The following is a 16,850-nucleotide window of genomic DNA, read 5'->3' on the forward strand; positions in this document are numbered from 1 at the left end:
GCGCGGGCAGGGGCTAACGTGGGGCGGATGGGGATCGGTGAGCTCGACCGGGAGGCGCACGTGGCCGAAGCATCTGGCGCCGCGGCGCCGCGCACGCTCGCGGAAGCGCTGCGCGCGCGGGGCGACGACGGCCTGGCCGCGCTGCTGCGCGCGCGGCCCGACCTCCTGGGCCCCGTGCCGAACGACCTGACGCAGCTGGCGACCCGTGCCGGTACGCGCGGTTCCGTGATCCGCGCGATCGAGCGGCTCGACCGGTTCGCGCTCCAGACGGCCGAGGCGCTCGCCGTGGCCCCGGACCCGACGCCGTACCCCGTACTCCTCGCGCTGCTCGCCGGCGACGAGGGCGATCCGGAGATCGAGGCGGCGCTGCCCGCCGCGGTCGCGCTGCTGCGCGAGCAGGCGCTCGTGTGGGGCGACGACGAGCGGCTGAGGCTCGTACGGACCGCGCGGGAGCTGCTCGCGCCGTCGGCGCAGCATCCGTCGCCGACCGGGCTCGGGCCGACGGTCGCCGAGGCCACGTCCGGGATGTCGCCGGGCCGGGTGCAGGAGATCATCGCGGCGGCCGGGCTGACGTCGACGCACGACCCGGTGTCGGCGGTGGCGGTGCTGACGGAGCTGTTCACCGACCGGACGCGGATGGGCGAGCTGCTCGACACGGCGCCGCCGGAGGCGCTCTCGGTCCTGGACCGGCTGGTGTGGGGTCCGCCGTACGGGGAGGTGACGGCGAACCCGGCGCCTCCCGTGCGCTGGCTGCGCGACCGGGGGCTGCTGCTGCCGGTGTCGCCGCGGACGATGGTGCTGCCGCGGGAGGTGGCGCTGCACCTGCGGGGCGGGCGGGCGCACCGGTCGCCGGAGCCGCTGCCGCCGGAGCCGGTGGTGGGGCGGGACTACCGCCCACAGGTTGTGGACAGCGCGGCCGCCGGGCAGGCGTACGTGGCGCTCGCGACGATCGAGGAGCTGCTGAAGTCCTGGGACCGGGGCGGCCCGCCGGTCCTGCGCGCGGGCGGACTCGCCGTACGGGACCTCAAGCGGATCGCCGCGACGCTGGACGTCTCCGAGCAGATCGCCTGTTTCTGGCTGGAGCTCGGTTACGCGGCGGGGCTGCTCGCCTCGGACGGCGAGGCGGACGAGCGGTACGCGCCGACGCCCGCCTACGACGACTGGCTGGACCTGCCGCCGGCCGAGCGGTGGGCGCGGCTCGCCACGCCGTGGCTGACCGCGACCCGTACCTCCGGTCTGGTCGGCGGCCAGGACGCGAAGGGCCGCACGCTCTCGGCGCTCGGCCCGGACCTGGACCGTTCGTCCGCCCCCGAGGTCCGCCACCGGGTCCTGTTCCTGCTCGCGACGCTCCCGCCGGGCGCCGCGGCGGACCCCGAGTCGGTCCTCGCCCGGCTGCGCTGGGAGCGGCCCCTGCGGGGCGCCGAGGGGTCGTCCTCCGCGGGCGCCGCGACCGTGCGGACCCGGATCGCGCGCTGGACCCTGGAGGAGGCCGAGCTGCTCGGGCTCACCGGGCGCGGCGCCCTGTCCGGACCGGCCCGCGCGCTCCTCAACCTGCCGCTCGCCGAGGCCGCGTCCCCCGCGGAGCCGGGCGGCGGGGTGGAGGCGTCGGTGGCCGCGACACGGGCGGCGACGCTGCTCGCGCCGCTGCTCCCCGAGGCCGTCGACCACGTCCTTCTCCAGGCGGACCTGACGGCCGTGGCGCCGGGCCCCCTGCGGCGGCCGCTGGCGGACGCGCTGGGTGTCCTCGCGGACGTGGAATCGAAGGGTGGTGCGACGGTCTACCGGTTCACGCCGGGCTCCGTGCGGCGCGCGCTCGACTCGGGGCAGACGGCGACCGACCTCCACGAGTTCCTCGCGAAGCACTCGACGACGCCCGTCCCCCAGCCGCTCGCCTACCTGGTGGACGACGTGGCGAGACGCCACGGCCATCTCAAGGTCGGGGCGGCGTCGGCGTACGTGCGCTGCGACGACGACACGGTCCTCGGCGAGATCCTGGCCGACCGGCGGTCCGCGCCGCTGGGGCTGCGCCGCATCGCCCCGACGGTGCTCGCGGCGCAGACGGACCCGGTGTCGCTGCTCGACGGGCTGCGGTCGATGGGGTACGCCCCGGCGGCGGAGTCCGCGGAGGGCGACGTCCTGATCGCCCGCGCCGACGCGTACCGCACCCCTGCCCGTACGGCCCCGGTCCCCGTCCCCGACGGCCCGCCGTCCCCGGACGGCACCCTGCTCGCGGCGGCGGTCAAGGCGATCCGGGCCGGCGACCGGGCGGCGACGGCGGTCCGCAAGGAACCCTCGACCCCGACGACCGCCGGCACCCTCCCCCGCACGTCGGCGGCCGAGACCCTGGCCACGGTCCAGGCGGCCGCGATGACCGGTTCGGCGGTCTGGATCGGCTACGTCAACGCGGAGGGCGCGGCGAGCCAGCGGGTCATCGCCCCGGTCCGCGTGGAGGGCGGCTTCGTGACGGGCTACGACCACACGGCCGACGAGGTCCGCACGTACCCGCTGCATCGGATCACGGGCGTGGCGGAGCTGGCGGACGACCAGGTGTAGCCGCTACCGCCTCGGGCTCACGAGGGCTCCGGGGTCGACCTTCAGCGGGAACGGCGCTACGACGGCCGTGTCCAGCCCCGCCTCTGCGACGAGTCGCTCCACGTATCGGCCGTCCTCCAGCTCGGAGACGACCAGCGCCGGCACGGGCTCCAGTTCAAGGCGCCAGAGGTGCTCGATCCCGGCCTCCGCGTAGTACGGCGGCTTGAGCAGTCTGTCCGTGCGGCGGCCGGAGGACGACGGCGAGACGATCTCGACGACGAGCAGCACGGCGTCCGCGTCGTACGTGATCGGATCCTCCGCGGCGGCAGCCGCCTCGACCACGACGATGTCGGGGATGAAGAGGCCGTCGGGGAGGGTGACGTTCACGGCTTCAAGAACCTCAGCCGGTGCGCCCGCCGCCTGCACGGCGGCGTCGAGCAGACTCCACAGCCGCGACGAAGCCCGCTGGTGCTTCGTCCCCGGAGCAGGTGACATCAAGAGCGCTTCCCCCATCAATTCCCGACGCTGACCGCGGTCCTCCTCCAGAGCCAGTACCTGCTCTATGGTCCAGGGCCCATAGTGCGGATCGTGCGCGACGCTCATCTCGCCACCTCCCTTGCGCGGAAACCGACGCCTTCAGTGTGGCAGCCCACGCCGACAGCGGCCTCGTATCAGGCACACTGGAGGATTGGCCGCCGTCATCGGGAGCGGCCCGGGAAGGACTGATCGCGCGTGAATGGGCCTCTCATCGTCCAAAGCGACAAGACGCTGCTCCTGGAGGTCGACCACGAGCTCGCCGAGACGTGCCGGCGGGCCATCGCGCCCTTCGCGGAGCTGGAGCGGGCGCCCGAGCACATCCACACGTACCGGCTGACGCCGCTCGGGCTGTGGAACGCGCGGGCCGCCGGGCACGACGCCGAGCAGGTCGTCGACGCGCTCGTCGAGTACTCCCGCTACCCCGTGCCGCACGCGCTGCTCGTCGACATCGCCGAGACGATGGACCGGTACGGGCGGCTCACGCTCTCCAAGCACCCCACCCACGGGCTCGTGCTCACCAGTACGGACCGGCCCGTCCTGGAGGAGATCCTCCGGTCGAAGAAGGTGCAGCCGCTGGTCGGGGCGCGGATCGACGACGACACCGTCGCCGTGCATCCCTCCGAGCGCGGGCAGATCAAGCAGACGCTGCTGAAGCTGGGCTGGCCCGCCGAGGACCTCGCCGGGTACGTCGACGGGGAGGCCCACCCGATCGAGCTCGCCGAGGACGGCTGGAGCCTGCGGCCGTACCAGCGGCAGGCCGTCGACGGCTTCTGGCACGGCGGTTCCGGGGTCGTCGTGCTGCCGTGTGGTGCGGGGAAGACGCTGGTCGGGGCCGGGGCGATGGCGGAGGCCAAGGCGACGACGCTGATCCTCGTGACGAACACCGTCTCCGCTCGGCAGTGGAAGAGCGAGCTCGTGAAGCGGACCTCGCTCACCGAGGACGAGATCGGCGAGTACAGCGGGACGAAGAAGGAGATCCGGCCCGTCACCATCGCCACCTACCAGGTCCTCACGACCAAGCGGAAGGGCATCTACCCGCACCTGGAGCTCTTCGACTCCCGGGACTGGGGCCTCGTCGTCTACGACGAGGTGCATCTGCTGCCCGCGCCCGTCTTCAAGTTCACCGCCGATCTCCAGGCGCGGCGGCGCCTCGGGCTGACCGCGACGCTCGTCCGGGAGGACGGCCGCGAGTCGGACGTCTTCTCGCTGATCGGGCCCAAGCGCTTCGACGCGCCGTGGAAGGAGATCGAGGCGCAGGGCTACATCGCGCCCGCCGACTGCGTCGAGGTCCGGGTCAATCTGACCGACTCCGAGCGGCTCGCCTACGCGACGGCCGAGCCGGAGGAGAAGTACCGCTTCTGTGCGACGACGGCGACGAAGCGGAAGGTGACCGAGGCCCTGGTGAAGAAGTTCGAGGGTCAGCAGATCCTCGTCATCGGGCAGTACATCGACCAGCTCGACGAGCTCGGCGAGCATCTGGACGCCCCCGTCATCAAGGGCGAGACGTCGAACGCGCAGCGGGAGAAGCTCTTCGACGCGTTCCGTACGGGCGAGATCAGCGTGCTCGTGGTGTCGAAGGTCGCGAACTTCTCGATCGACCTGCCGGAGGCGACGGTCGCGATCCAGGTGTCGGGCACCTTCGGGTCCCGGCAGGAGGAGGCGCAGCGCCTGGGCCGGGTCCTGCGGCCGAAGGCCGACGGGCACCAGGCGCACTTCTACTCGGTGGTCGCGCGGGACACGATCGACCAGGACTTCGCGGCGCACCGGCAGCGGTTCCTGGCGGAGCAGGGGTACGCGTACCGGATCGTCGACGCGGACGAGCTGCTGGCTCCCTGAGCCTGTACGAGGGCGGGCTCAGTCCATCAGCGCGAGGAACGGGCCCGCGATCGCCAGGCAGTACTGGGCGATGACGAGTCCCCGGCGGGGCACGATCAGGGCCGCCACGCCCGCCAGGGCTCCGGCGACGAGTGCCCAGAAGCCGGCCACGATGAACATGCCGCCCACGCCGTCGCCGTCGATGGAGTCGGCGAGGGTGATCGCGCCGGTGGCCACCAGGCAGCCCAGGAGGAGCAGCAGGCCGAAGCTCGCTGTGACGCGCAGGGTGAAGGGGGTCGGGCCGGTGGTGTCGTCCGTGGTGGCGGTCGTCGTCTCCATGTCCTGATCACATCAGGGCGGCGGGGCGGCCGCCAGGCGTTCGCGTACTCAGTCGGGGCCTGGCGCGTACTCAGGGCGCGGGTTCCTGACGCCGGCCTCGGGCGGGCCGTAGTCGCCGAGGAGGACGACGCCGGCCGCCGCGCCGCCGAAGGCGCGTATCGCGCGGAACGCGGTGGCGAGGGGGCGGGTGCGGGGTCGGGGGACGGTGGTCACGAGGGTGAAGGTCGTCGCGGTCATGTCTCCATGATGGAATCCGGACATTCCGAACACATCGGCCTGGGGGTGGAACCCGGGGTCCCCCTCATGGCGGACCCCGACCCCTACGAATTTGGGGGCTTCCGGTGGAGTGAAATCGATTCGCCGTGCCCGGCCCGGCGGAGTTACACTCGCCAGCTTCCCCGCCTCCCTCCGTGGAGAGCCGCCGCCCGGCCGGAAACCGGCGGCCACCGCGTCGTGTCCGCGTATCCACCTGCTCGGAGGCTTCACCGTGTCCGTTTCCGACCCCGTGCCCGTTTCGGACGCTGTTTCCGATCCGCTCTCGCGCGAGCGCGCCCACCTGACCTCCTCCCGCGCCGCCCTCCGCGCGATGCGCGAGGACGTCGAGGCGCTCGACATCAAGGACGTCACCGCGAACTGGGTCAACTCCCTCGTCCTCGGGCGCCAGATCGAGGACCGGATCAAGGCGCTCGCGGACCTCGCGGACACCCCGCTGTTCTTCGGCCGGCTCGACTACCTGCACACCACGCAGGAGGGGCAGCGCTTCTATATCGGGCGGCGGCACGTCCACGACGCCGACGGCGACCCCATGGTGATCGACTGGCGTGCGCCGGTGTCGCAGCCGTACTACCAGGCGTCGAAGGAGGACCCGCAGGACGTGGGGCTGCGGCGGCGCTTCGGGTACACGTCCGGCGACCTCACCGCGTACGAGGACGAGCACCTCTCCGACCCGGCCGCTGTGACATTTACCGGCTCCGCCGAGGGGTCAACCACGAGCCGGCTGCTCCAGACCGAGATCGAGCGGCCCCGCGTCGGCCCCATGCGGGACATCGTGGCGACGATCCAGCCCGAGCAGGACGGGATCGTCCGCTCCGACCTGTCCGGGACGGTGTGCGTGCAGGGCGGCCCCGGCACCGGGAAGACGGCCGTGGGCCTGCACCGTGTCGCGTACCTCCTCTACGCGCACCGGGAGCGGCTCGCCCGCACCGGCACCCTGGTCATCGGCCCGAACCGTTCCTTCCTCCACTACATCGAGCAAGTCCTCCCGGCGCTCGGCGAGTTGGAGGTCCAGCAGGCGACCGTCGACGACCTCGTGGCACACGTCGAGGTGCGGGGGACGGACGAGGCGGCGACGGCGGTCGTCAAGGGCGACGCCCGGATGGCGGAGGTGCTGCGGCGCGCGGTCCGTGCCCACGTCTCGCTGCCGAAGGAGCCGCTGATGGTGGTGCGCGGCTCACGGCGGTGGCGGGTGCCCGCGTACGAGATCGAGCAGATGGTGCGGGAGCTGCTGGACCGGGACATCCGGTACGGGGCGGCCCACGAGGCGCTGCCGCAGCGGATCGCGCACGCGGTCCTGGTGCGGATGGAGGAGGCCGGCGAGGCGCCCGACGACCGGGTGCAGAACGCGGTCGCGCGAAACGCCGCCGTGAAGGCCGTCGTGAAGGAGTGCTGGCCGCCGGTGGAGCCCGCGAAGCTCGTGCTGCGGCTGCTCGGCGACGCCGACTTCCTGGCGGAGCACGCGGAGGGGCTGCTCACCGAGGACGAGCAGAAGCTGCTGCTCTGGGCGAAGCCCGCACGGAGCGTGAAGTCGGCGAAGTGGTCGGCGGCGGACGCGGTACTCATCGACGAGACGAGGGACCTGGTCGAGCGGACGCACTCGCTCGGGCATGTCGTCCTCGACGAGGCGCAGGACCTGTCCCCGATGCAGTACCGGGCGGTGGGGCGCCGGTGCACGACCGGTTCGGCGACGGTCCTGGGCGACCTGGCGCAGGGGACGACGCCGTGGGCGACGGAGAGCTGGGCGCAGGCGCTCGTGCACCTGGGCAAGCCGGAGGCGGTCGTGGAGGAGCTGACGGCCGGCTTCCGTGTGCCGCGCGAGGTCATCGCGTACGCCTCCCGGCTGCTTCCGCACATGTCGCCGGGGCTCGCGGCGGTGGAGTCGGTCCGGGAGAACCCGGGCTCGCTGGCCGTCCGGCACACGGCGGACCCCGAGGGCCTGGACGCCGCCGTCGTCGCCGCCTGCGTCGAGTCCCTGGCCCACGAGGGCTCGATCGGCCTGATCGCCGCCGACGCGCGGATCGCACCGCTGGCGGAGGCGCTGACGGCGGCCGGCCTCGCGTACCTCTCCCCCGGCGAGGAGACGACGGCCGAGTCCCGGCTGACCCTGGTCCCGGCCTCGCTCGCGAAGGGCCTGGAGTACGACTACGTGGTCCTGGACGAGCCGGCGGCGGTCGTCGACGGCGAACCGGACGAGCGGACGGGCCTGCGGCGGCTGTACGTGGCGCTGACCCGTGCCGTCTCGGGCCTGACGGTCATTCACTCGGCTCCGGTTCCCGGGCAGTTGGGCGACCTGTGACGACGGTCGGGGCCCTGCATCACGTCGAGCTGTGGGTGGGCGACCTGGAGCGCGCCGAGGCGAGCCTCGGCTGGCTCCTCGGCGCCCTCGGGTACGCGCCCTTCCAGCGCTGGGAGGGCGGCCGCAGCTGGGCGCTCGGCTCCTGCTATCTCGTCGTCGAGCAGTCCCCGGCCCGTACGGGGGACGCCCACGACCGGCTCCGGCCGGGCCTGAACCACCTCGCCTTCCACGCGGGCGACCGGACGGCCGTCGACGCACTCGCCGCCGAGGCGCCGGCCCACGGCTGGCGCCTGATGTTCGCCGACCGGCATCCGTACGCGGGCGGCGAGGGCCACTACGCGGCCTACCTGGAGAACGCGGACGGGTTCGAGGTAGAACTCGTGGCGACTGCTTAGCGGTTGGCGGGTCTGGCGGTGAGCAGCCGGAAGCGCATGCCGTGGCGCACGTACAGGCGCCAGAGTTCGATCCCGGCGATCAGCGTGGTCGCCACGGCACCGCCGAGGGGCAGCAGGACGGGGTCGCCCGCCCAGCGGGTCAGCGGGAAGAAGACGTCCTGGAGGGCGAGTTCCCAGGCGAGTGCCACCGTGATCAGCGCCGGGAGCGCCTGGTGGATCTCGACCGTGCGGAACATGTGGCGCGACACCTGTGGGACGGCGAAGCAGAGGAACGCGATGCCCCGCGCCACCCCGTAGATGCAGACGGTGATCGCGACGACCGTGAGGACGGGTTGCTCGTCGAAGAAGGCGATGCCCAGCCAGACGGCGGTCGCCCCTCCCCCGACCGCGAGCACGAGATGGCCGAGGAAGGCGCCGGCCGCCGTGAGGGGGCCGCGCAGCCGCTCGCCGAGGCGGCCCTGCGTCGGCGGCCGGATGATCAGGATGTACGCGACGGTCACCAGCGGCGCCGTCACGAGGAGCAGGAACGGGACGAGGAGCAGCCGGAAGCCGCCGTCCCGTAACCAGAGCACGAGGAGGCCGCTCTCGTTCGCGACGAGGGGCCATTTGACCGCCAGCGCGACCGCGAGGCCGCCCCAGAACCTGAGGGCCTGGAGGAGCGCGATGGGAAGGTCCCGCAGGACCGCGTCCCCGCGTGGTTCCATCCAACGCCGGGCCAGGACCCGGTCCTTGTGTTCCTTCGGAACGTTCACGGCCCCCGTCATGCGCCGGATTGTGGCAGCGGGGGCCTGTGGACGACAGCGTTCCGGGGCGCCCCCGCGAAGGGCGCACGGGATCAGGCGGCGAATTCGGGCAGGGCCTCCGACCAGGTCCGGTGGGCGACGGCGGCCAGGACCGGGTTCGTGACGCGGTAGTAGGCCTCGGTCACCAGGCCCCAGCACAGGGCCCAGCCACGGCCGCGGTCCCAGGTGGCGTCGTCGACCTGGGCGGCCTCGCGGAAGAGGGGGCGGGTCTCGGCGGTGAGGAGCGTCCAGGCGGGCATCGTGTCGCAGGCCGGGTCGCCGACGCCCAGGCCGCCGAAGTCGATGACGGCGCTGATGCGGCCGTCGCGGCCGAGGAGGTTGCCGGGGAGCAGGTCGCCGTGGATCCAGACGGGTGCGCCCTGCCACTGCGGGAGCCGGAGCACCTCCTCCCACGCCGCCGTCGCGAGCTTCGCGTCGACCGTTCCGTCGGCGCCGAGGGCGCGGATCGCGCCCGGCATGTTGCCGTCCTCCCAGGCGGTGACCGGGCCGCCCCGGGAGGACGCCGGGCCGCCGGTCGCGTCGACCGCGCGGAGGGCGGCGCCGAAGCGGCCCAACTCCACGGCGGCGTGGGCGAGGTCGGTGAGCGGTGCGGTGAAGGTGTCGGCGCCGTCGAGCCATCCGAACACGGACCAGGCGCGGTCGAAGCCCTCCGCCGGTACGCCGTGGCCGACGGGGACGGGGACGGGCAGCGGCAGGTGCGGGGCCAGGTGCGGGAGCCAGCGCTGTTCCTTCGCGGCCTGCCCGGCCGCCCAGTCGGCCTTCGGGAGCCGTACGGCGAATTCGTCCCCGAGCCGGAACATCGCGTTGTCCGTACCGGCGGAGTCCACCTCCCGCACGGGAAGTCCCGCCCACTCGGGGAACTGTGCGGCGATGAGGCGTTCGACGAGGGCGGTGTCGATCGGGGAGGGGGACTTGAGGGAGGGCATGGCGGCGACGCTAGTGGTCGTTCACCCTGACCACCACGGGTTTTCCGCTCCGCCCAGCGCCGCACGCGGGCCGTCGTCGACGGCGGCGGCAGAAGTCCGCGAGGCGCCGGCCGGCCTCCCCCGGCCCGGATCGCGTGGACCGCCTCGGACGGTGACCGCCCGAGGCCGAGGCCCGTCGTTACGCGTCGACGCCCGTCGTTACGCGTCGACCGCCTCGCGCCAGGCCCGTACCGCGTCCGCCGAGACGGGGGCGGCCCAGCCCTGGGGGCGGGCCGCGCCGCCGATGTGGAAGGCGTCGAGGCCGGCCGCGCGCAGCTCGGGGAGGTGGTCGAGGCGCAGGCCGCCGCCGACGAGGATCCGGGCCTCGTAGCCCGGTTCGCCCGCGCGGGCGGCTTCGGCCTTGAGGGTGGCGAGGCCGTCGTCGACGCCGGTGGCGGAGCCCGCCGTGAGGTAGGTGTCGAGGCCCGGCAGGTCGGCGAGCCGCTTGCGCAGCCCGTCGCGGTCGTTCGTGCGGTCGATGGCCCGGTGGAAGGTCCAGCGGGCGCCGTCGAGGACGGCGATGAGCCGTTCGACGGCGACCAGGTCCGGTTCGCCGTCGGCGGTGAGGAAGCCGAGGACGAACTCGTCGGCGCCCGCCTCGCGGAGCTCGGTGGCGCGGGCCACGAGGGCGTCGATGCCCGCGGGGCCGCCGGCCGAGAATCCGTCGGTGAGCCGGAGCATCACGCGCAGCGGGATGTCGACGGCGGCGCGGATGGCGGCGAAGCCGGTCCGTGACGGGGTGAGCCCGTCCGCCGCCATGTCGGTGACGAGTTCGAGCCGGTCGGCACCACCGGTCTGGGCAGCGACCGCGTCTTCCTCGTCGAGGGCGATCACCTCAAGGACAGCACGGTTGCTCATCGAGCCCATTCCTCCATGAATGACGGCTACAGGTCTAGTCCAATGACCAGACTAGCCGTGCGTGTGGCCTCCCGCATCGCCCGTGGTCTCACCGGCTGCGGGAACGGTGGCCTCGGGCGCCGGGTCCGTGGCCTTCCCGGCCCCCGCCGTGACGGTGAAGGCGGCCGTCCGGACCTTGCCCTCGTGCTGGAAGTCGAGGAACAGACGGTACGTCCCCGCGCTGGGCGCCGTCGCGGTGAAGGAGACGTCCGGGCCGGGACCCCCCTCGTTCGGGTGCACGTGGAGGTAGGCGAGGTCGCCGTCGCGGAGGGCGACGAGGTGTCCGTACGCGCCGAGGTAGGGCTCCAGGTCGGTGACGGGCTTGCCGGCCTTGGTGACGGTGAGCTTGAGCTCGCCGGCCTTGCCCGGGTCGAGGGTGCCGCCGAGGCGGACCTGGTAGCCGTCGACGTTCGCGGTCGGGGCGACGGCCGGCATGGGCTTCGGGGCGTACGCGCCCGGTACGGAGAGGTCGGCGCCGAGCGTGATGCCCTTGGCGCCGGGGGCGGCGGGCTTGAAGTCGGCGAAGGCCTTGTAGGCGCCGGCGGCGGGCAGGTCGACGGGGGTCGTCCAGGTGCCGTCCGCGGCCTTCACCGGGTGCAGGTGGCGGAAGGTGCCGAGGTCGCGCGAGGCGACGATGAAGTGCAGTTCCTTGCCGTGCTCGGTGGTGAAGGCGGTGACCTTCCTCCCGGCGGCGTCCTTGATCGAGAACTTCAGGACGCTCTTGCCGGTGGCGGGGGTCGGCGTCTCCAGGGCGAGGGTGTAGCCGCCGTCGGAGACCTGGAGTCCGCCGGGGAGGTTCGCGGCGGCGGGCGTGTCCGTGGCCGTGCCCTCCTCGTGGCCGGCATGGCCGTCGCCGGCGGCCGCGCTCCTGGTCGGAGTCGGTGCGGCGGCGTGGTCGCCGTGCTCGGCCTTCTTCGGCTCCTCGACGGGGCCGACGCCCGCGCCGACCCCGTACGCGGCCCCGAAGGTCGCGGCGAGCGCGGCGGCATAGGCAGTGATCTTCACACCGGTGTTCATGGCTGCTCTCCCGATACGTGGGGTGGGTGCGCGGGGTGGCGCGGTAACCGTTCGATGCACTTCACCATACCCCTGGGGGGTATCAAGTCAAGTCGGGGATCCGCTTGCGTCGGATACGGGTGGGGGGTATACATGGACTCACAACCAGATACCCCCCGAGGGTATCTCGGTCCCGGAGAACCGACCGAGGAGAAGCCATGGGCTCCTGCTGCACCCCTGACAACAGCTGCTCGACCAGCACCACCGACACGGCCGCCGTCGCGGTCGCCGAGAGCACCGCGACCGTCTACGCCGTCTCCGGCATGACGTGCGGCCACTGCCGGACCGCGATCACCAAGTCCGTCAGCGCGCTGGACGGCGTCATCACCGTCGACGTCGACGTCAACGGCGGCCTGGTGACCGTCACCACCGGCGGCGAGCCGGACGACGCCGCGATCGCCGCCGCCGTCGACGACGCGGGCTACGAGCTGACCGGCCGCGCCTGAGCCGCAAGACCCCCGGCCGCCGGGACCCGCCCACCCACGCCCGGGTCCCGGCCCCCGCCTCCGTACTCACGAGGAGCAGATCTGATGACCACGACCACTCCGGGCACCGCCCAGGTCGAGCTCGCCATCGGCGGCATGACCTGCGCCTCGTGCGCGGCCCGTATCGAGAAGAAGCTCAACCGCATGGACGGGGTCGAGGCCACCGTCAACTACGCCACCGAGAAGGCCAAGGTCACCTTCGACGCCGACATCGACGTCGCCGCCCTGATCGCGACCGTCGAGGCCACCGGCTACACCGCCGCCGAGCCCGCGCCGCCGAAGAGCGAGACGCCCGGCGCCCCCGAGGGGCCCTCCGACGAGGAGAAGGCCGACGAGGAGCTGCGGCCCCTCAAGCAGCGGCTGATCACCGCCGTCGCGCTCGCCGTGCCCGTCATCGCGATGGCGATGATCCCGGCGCTCCAGATCGAGTACTGGCAGTGGCTGAGCCTCACGCTCGCCGCGCCGGTCGTCGTCTACGCCGCATGGCCCTTCCACCGCGCCGCCTGGACCAACGCCCGGCACGGCGCGGCCACCATGGACACCCTGATCTCGGTCGGCACGATCGCCGCGTTCCTCTGGTCGCTGTGGGCGCTGTTCTTCGGGACCGCCGGTACGCCGGGGATGACGCACCCCTTCGAGTTCACCATCGCCCGTACCGACGGCGCCGGGAACATCTACCTGGAGGCCGCCGCCGGCGTCACCGCCTTCATCCTCGCCGGCCGGTACTTCGAGGCCCGGTCGAAGCGCAAGGCGGGCGCCGCGCTCAAGGCGCTGATGCAGCTGGGCGCCAAGGAGGTCACCGTCCTGCGCGGCGGCCAGGAGGTCACCGTACCGACCGCCGAACTCCAGGTCGGCGACCGCTTCCTGGTCCGCCCGGGCGAGAAGATCGCCACCGACGGCACCGTCGTCGAGGGTTCGTCCGCCGTGGACGCCTCCATGCTCACCGGCGAGTCCGTGCCGGTCGAGGTCTCCGTCGGCGACTCCGTCACCGGCGCCACCCTGAACGCCGGCGGCCGGCTCGTCGTCGAGGCCACCCGCGTCGGCTCCGACACCCAGCTCGCCCGCATGGCCAAGCTCGTCGAGGACGCGCAGAACGGCAAGGCCGCCGCCCAGCGCCTCGCCGACCGCATCTCGGCCGTCTTCGTCCCGATCGTCATCGCGCTCGCGCTCGGCACCCTCGGCTTCTGGCTGGGTACGGGGCAGGGCCTGACCGCCGCGTTCACCGCCGCCGTCGCCGTCCTGATCATCGCCTGCCCCTGCGCCCTCGGCCTGGCCACCCCGACCGCCCTCATGGTCGGCACCGGCCGCGGCGCCCAGCTCGGCATCCTGATCAAGGGCCCCGAGGTCCTGGAGACCACCCGCAAGGTCGACACGATCGTCCTCGACAAGACCGGCACCGTCACCACCGGCCGCATGACCCTCATCAAGGTCCACGCCGCCGAGGGCGTCGACGACAAGGACGTCCTGCGGCTCGCGGGCGCCCTGGAGCACTCCTCCGAGCACCCCATCGCCCAGGCCGTCGCCACCGGCGCGGCCGCCAAGGTCGGCACCCTGCCCACCCCCGAGGACTTCGCCAACATCCCCGGTCTCGGCGTCCAGGGCATCGTCGAAGGACACGCCGTCCTCGTCGGCCGCGAGAAGCTCCTCGAAGAGTGGGCCATGGCCCTCCCGGCGGACCTCAAGACCGCCAAGGACACCGCCGAGAAGGCCGGCAAGACCGCGATTGCCGTGGCCTGGGACGGCGAGGCCCGCGCGGTCCTGGAGGTCGCCGACGCCGTCAAGGAGACCAGCCCCGAGGCCATCCGGCGGCTGCGCGCCCTCGGCCTCACCCCGATCCTGCTCACCGGCGACAACAAGGCGGTGGCCGAGGCCGTCGCCGCCGAGGTCGGCATCGACGAGGTCATCGCGGAGGTCATGCCGCAGGACAAGGTCGACGTCGTCAAGAAGCTCCAGGCGGAGGGCCGTTCGGTCGCCATGGTCGGCGACGGCGTGAACGACGCCGCCGCGCTCGCCCAGGCCGACCTGGGCCTGGCGATGGGCACCGGCACGGACGCCGCCATCGAGGCCGGCGACCTGACCCTCGTACGGGGCGACCTGCGGGCCGCGGCCGACGCGATCCGGCTCTCCCGCAAGACGCTCGGCACGATCCGCTCGAACCTCTTCTGGGCCTTCGCCTACAACGTGGCCGCCCTGCCGCTCGCCGCGGCCGGACTGCTCAATCCGATGATCGCGGGGGCCGCGATGGCCTTCTCCTCGGTCTTCGTCGTCGGCAACAGCCTGCGCCTGCGCGGCTTCCAGGCCGCGGACAAGTGACCTGATCACCCAGAAGCGAGCGATGTGACGGGGAGACCGCCGTGGCCGGTTACGGACAGCACAAGGAAGACATCATCAGACGCCTGCGGCGCATCGAGGGCCAGGTGAGGGGGGTGCAGCGGATGGTCGACGAGGACGTGTACTGCATCGACGTCCTCACCCAGGTCTCCGCCATCAACGCGGCCCTCCAGTCCTGCGCGGTGGCCCTCCTGGACGAGCACCTCAGCTGCTGCGTCACGGAGGCCATCGCCCAGGGCGGGGACCAGGCGAAGGAGAAGGTGGGCGAGGCGTCGAAGGCCATCGCCCGGCTCATCCGGACCTGACGAAGTAGCGCGGACGGCGTTCGGAATACCGAAGCGGTATCAACCGCCCTTGTGTGAAGGGCACTCAGCGGAAAGCCTGATGCTCAGGCGAAGACACAGCCCGAGCACCTGCCGGAGGAGCACCAGCTCCGCCGAACCGGGAAGACCGGGGCCGCAGAGCTTCACGCAGGGGCGGTTCCTCATGAGGGCACTCAGGGAGGTGCTCAGGGGGGTGCTCAGCGGGGACGACATCCCGCCATCGTACCCCTGGGGGGTATACCTGAGCGAGTGACGCGGCCCGTACGATGAGCCGCCCAGGGGGAAGGGGATCCACGTGCGCCGGCTGGGAGAGCTGGAGGCCGAGATCATGGACCGGCTGTGGGCCTGGCAGCGGCCCGCCACGGTCCGCGAGATCGTCGACGACATCAATCGGGGACGCCGGGTCGCCTACACGACCGTCATGACGGTGGCGGACATCCTGCACCGCAAGGGCTGGCTCCGCCGCGAGAAGGCGGGCCGGGCCTGGCTGTACGAGCCCGTCCGCAGCCGCGAGGAGTACACCGCGGGCCTGATGCGGGACGCCCTCGGCGACAGCCAGGACCGGCCGGCCGCCCTCCTGCGGTTCGTCGAGGTCATCTCGGACGAGGACATGGCCGCCCTGGACGCGGCGCTCCGCGCGGCCAGGGGCGGCCCGGCGGGGGGAGCCGGCGGCGCCTCCGCGGGCGGTGGCGCGTGAACCACCACGCCCTCGTCCCGCTCGGGCTCGTCCTGCTCACCGGCCTCCTCGTGCCCTGGCTCGTCGTCCGGGCCCGCTGGGCCCAGCAGGTGCCCCGCCTCGCGCTCGCCGTGTGGGCCGCGTGCGGCGCGGTCTTCACCACGGCGAGCGCCCTGCTGCCCGCCCAGATGGTCCTGTCCGGAGAGAGCAGCCACCGCCTCACCGACATGCTGCTCACGCTCCGACTCCCCACCCCCGCCCAGCTGTTCGCCCTCGACGGCCGCGAGCAGCTCGCCCTCGCGATCGCCCTCGGCGTCCTCTCGCTCCCCTGCACCGCCTTCGTCCGGAGACTGGCGCGGGCCCGCCGGGTGCGGGTGCGGCACGCGGGGGTGCTGCGGCTCGTCGGACGGTACGACCCCGATCTGCGGGCCACCGTCCTCGACGACGACCGGCCCGCGGTCTACTGCCTGCCCGGCCGCTCGCGCCGCGTCGTCGTCTCCTCCGGAGCGGTGCACACGCTGACGTCCGCGCAGCTCGCGGCGGCCCTCGCGCACGAGCGGGCGCACATCGCGGGGCGGCACCATCTCCTCGTCGCGGCGACGGAGGCCTTCGCGGCCGTCTTCCCGCGCCTTCCGCTCGCGCGGTACGGCGGGACGTCCGTACCGCTGCTGCTCGAAATGGCCGCGGACGACCGGGCGTTGCGGCGATGCACGCGCGACGCGCTCGCGACGGCGCTGTACGCGCTGGCCTCGGGGCGGGCGCCGCGGTCCGCCTTCGCGGCGGGCGGCCCTTCGGCGGCGGTGCGGATGCGGCGCATCCTCACCCCGTACAGCGCGGGACACCCCGTCCTGCGCGGACTGTTCACGATCTCGTCGGCGGGGCTCGCGATGGCCCCGCTGATCATCGCCTGCTGTTCCTTCCCCGGCTAATTTACTCGCTTCACCGTCCGACCTCCCGAACACCGCTATTTACTAAGCGAATTCGTAGATTTCGCATCGGTCACGGGCAACTTAATTCACCGCTATTGTGGGTACGTTGGGGCTCTGGCTCGGCACGTCGAAGGGTACGAAACCTATGCAGCTGGCTGGCGTTCGAACGGCCGCGGCCGGCGATGCGACGACGAT

General features: G+C 73.1%; 16 protein-coding genes. 9 read left to right on the top strand and 7 right to left on the bottom strand.

Features of this window, described 5'->3' with window-relative positions; genetic code table 11:
- The first annotated feature begins 27 nt into the window (after nucleotides 1–27).
- Complete coding sequence (locus ACIBG6_RS22715; protein ID WP_399224355.1) at nucleotides 28–2,553, top strand: helicase-associated domain-containing protein; 2,526 nt, start codon at nucleotides 28–30, stop codon at nucleotides 2,551–2,553.
- Between the two features lie 3 nt (nucleotides 2,554–2,556).
- Here the strand turns inward: ACIBG6_RS22715 and ACIBG6_RS22720 are convergent, their stop codons facing one another.
- On the bottom strand, nucleotides 2,557–3,135 hold the full coding sequence (locus ACIBG6_RS22720) for a Uma2 family endonuclease (RefSeq protein ID WP_399224356.1): 579 nt from the start codon (nucleotides 3,133–3,135) through the stop codon (nucleotides 2,557–2,559).
- A gap of 129 nt (nucleotides 3,136–3,264) precedes the next feature.
- Between ACIBG6_RS22720 and ACIBG6_RS22725 the strand changes: the two genes are divergently transcribed.
- Entirely contained in the window at nucleotides 3,265–4,905 is a 1,641-nt protein-coding gene (locus ACIBG6_RS22725) for a DNA repair helicase XPB (RefSeq protein WP_317597960.1), read from the top strand.
- Between the two features lie 18 nt (nucleotides 4,906–4,923).
- Here the strand turns inward: ACIBG6_RS22725 and ACIBG6_RS22730 are convergent, their stop codons facing one another.
- Together ACIBG6_RS22730 and ACIBG6_RS22735 are read right to left on the bottom strand one after the other, a co-directional pair.
- The gene (locus ACIBG6_RS22730) at nucleotides 4,924–5,223 is read right to left on the bottom strand and encodes a hypothetical protein (RefSeq protein ID WP_399224357.1); all 300 of its coding nucleotides are present in this window, start codon (nucleotides 5,221–5,223) and stop codon (nucleotides 4,924–4,926) included.
- 48 nt (nucleotides 5,224–5,271) lie between these two features.
- Entirely contained in the window at nucleotides 5,272–5,460 is a 189-nt protein-coding gene (locus tag ACIBG6_RS22735; RefSeq protein ID WP_017239332.1) for a hypothetical protein, read from the bottom strand.
- 268 nt (nucleotides 5,461–5,728) lie between these two features.
- Here ACIBG6_RS22735 and ACIBG6_RS22740 point away from each other — a divergent pair, with 268 nt between their 5' ends.
- Nucleotides 5,729–7,795: a HelD family protein gene (locus ACIBG6_RS22740; protein ID WP_399224528.1), complete on the top strand. Its 2,067-nt coding sequence runs from the start codon at nucleotides 5,729–5,731 to the stop codon at nucleotides 7,793–7,795.
- Entirely contained in the window at nucleotides 7,792–8,190 is a 399-nt protein-coding gene (locus ACIBG6_RS22745) for a VOC family protein (protein ID WP_399224358.1), read from the top strand. The genes ACIBG6_RS22740 and ACIBG6_RS22745 overlap by 4 nt, the downstream gene beginning before the upstream one ends.
- On the opposite strand, the gene ACIBG6_RS22750 is transcribed toward ACIBG6_RS22745, so the two are convergent.
- From ACIBG6_RS22750 to ACIBG6_RS22765, 4 genes are all read right to left on the bottom strand, one after another.
- Nucleotides 8,187–8,954, bottom strand: coding sequence for a hypothetical protein (locus ACIBG6_RS22750; protein ID WP_399224359.1), 768 nt, complete (start codon nucleotides 8,952–8,954; stop codon nucleotides 8,187–8,189). The genes ACIBG6_RS22745 and ACIBG6_RS22750 overlap by 4 nt on opposite strands.
- Nucleotides 8,955–9,025: 71 nt before the next feature.
- Entirely contained in the window at nucleotides 9,026–9,919 is an 894-nt protein-coding gene (locus tag ACIBG6_RS22755) for an aminoglycoside phosphotransferase family protein (protein ID WP_399224360.1), read from the bottom strand.
- 198 nt (nucleotides 9,920–10,117) lie between these two features.
- Entirely contained in the window at nucleotides 10,118–10,816 is a 699-nt protein-coding gene (locus tag ACIBG6_RS22760; protein ID WP_399224361.1) for a copper homeostasis protein CutC, read from the bottom strand.
- 51 nt (nucleotides 10,817–10,867) lie between these two features.
- Nucleotides 10,868–11,872 carry a hypothetical protein gene (locus ACIBG6_RS22765; RefSeq protein ID WP_399224362.1) on the bottom strand — a complete coding sequence of 335 codons (1,005 nt, stop codon included), beginning with the start codon at nucleotides 11,870–11,872 and terminating at the stop codon, nucleotides 10,868–10,870.
- A gap of 197 nt (nucleotides 11,873–12,069) precedes the next feature.
- Between ACIBG6_RS22765 and ACIBG6_RS22770 the strand changes: the two genes are divergently transcribed.
- From ACIBG6_RS22770 to ACIBG6_RS22790, 5 genes are all read left to right on the top strand, one after another.
- Nucleotides 12,070–12,357 carry a heavy-metal-associated domain-containing protein gene (locus ACIBG6_RS22770; RefSeq protein ID WP_399224363.1) on the top strand — a complete coding sequence of 96 codons (288 nt, stop codon included), beginning with the start codon at nucleotides 12,070–12,072 and terminating at the stop codon, nucleotides 12,355–12,357.
- A gap of 84 nt (nucleotides 12,358–12,441) precedes the next feature.
- Nucleotides 12,442–14,709, top strand: coding sequence for a heavy metal translocating P-type ATPase (locus ACIBG6_RS22775; protein WP_399224364.1), 2,268 nt, complete (start codon nucleotides 12,442–12,444; stop codon nucleotides 14,707–14,709).
- A gap of 41 nt (nucleotides 14,710–14,750) precedes the next feature.
- Nucleotides 14,751–15,032, top strand: coding sequence for a metal-sensitive transcriptional regulator (locus ACIBG6_RS22780; RefSeq protein WP_189834861.1), 282 nt, complete (start codon nucleotides 14,751–14,753; stop codon nucleotides 15,030–15,032).
- A 313-nt stretch (nucleotides 15,033–15,345) separates the two neighbouring features.
- Complete coding sequence (locus tag ACIBG6_RS22785) at nucleotides 15,346–15,747, top strand: BlaI/MecI/CopY family transcriptional regulator (RefSeq protein WP_399224365.1); 402 nt, start codon at nucleotides 15,346–15,348, stop codon at nucleotides 15,745–15,747.
- Entirely contained in the window at nucleotides 15,744–16,655 is a 912-nt protein-coding gene (locus ACIBG6_RS22790; RefSeq protein ID WP_399224366.1) for a M56 family metallopeptidase, read from the top strand. Before ACIBG6_RS22785 ends, ACIBG6_RS22790 begins: the two co-directional genes overlap by 4 nt.
- The last annotated feature ends 195 nt before the right edge of the window (nucleotides 16,656–16,850 follow it).

The organism is Streptomyces sp. NPDC050842, assembly GCF_044456565.1.
In the GTDB taxonomy this organism is placed as follows: Bacteria; Actinomycetota; Actinomycetes; order Streptomycetales; family Streptomycetaceae; genus Streptomyces.

Coding starts and splice junctions, on each gene's coding strand:
- ACIBG6_RS22715 (WP_399224355.1), top strand. CDS start 28: ATGGGGATCGGTGAGCTCGACCGGGAGGCGCACGTGGCCGAAGCATCT.
- ACIBG6_RS22720 (WP_399224356.1), bottom strand. CDS start 3,135: ATGAGCGTCGCGCACGATCCGCACTATGGGCCCTGGACCATAGAGCAG.
- ACIBG6_RS22730 (WP_399224357.1), bottom strand. CDS start 5,223: ATGGAGACGACGACCGCCACCACGGACGACACCACCGGCCCGACCCCC.
- ACIBG6_RS22735 (WP_017239332.1), bottom strand. CDS start 5,460: ATGACCGCGACGACCTTCACCCTCGTGACCACCGTCCCCCGACCCCGC.
- ACIBG6_RS22750 (WP_399224359.1), bottom strand. CDS start 8,954: ATGACGGGGGCCGTGAACGTTCCGAAGGAACACAAGGACCGGGTCCTG.
- ACIBG6_RS22755 (WP_399224360.1), bottom strand. CDS start 9,919: ATGCCCTCCCTCAAGTCCCCCTCCCCGATCGACACCGCCCTCGTCGAA.
- ACIBG6_RS22760 (WP_399224361.1), bottom strand. CDS start 10,816: ATGAGCAACCGTGCTGTCCTTGAGGTGATCGCCCTCGACGAGGAAGAC.
- ACIBG6_RS22765 (WP_399224362.1), bottom strand. CDS start 11,872: ATGAACACCGGTGTGAAGATCACTGCCTATGCCGCCGCGCTCGCCGCG.
- ACIBG6_RS22770 (WP_399224363.1), top strand. CDS start 12,070: ATGGGCTCCTGCTGCACCCCTGACAACAGCTGCTCGACCAGCACCACC.
- ACIBG6_RS22775 (WP_399224364.1), top strand. CDS start 12,442: ATGACCACGACCACTCCGGGCACCGCCCAGGTCGAGCTCGCCATCGGC.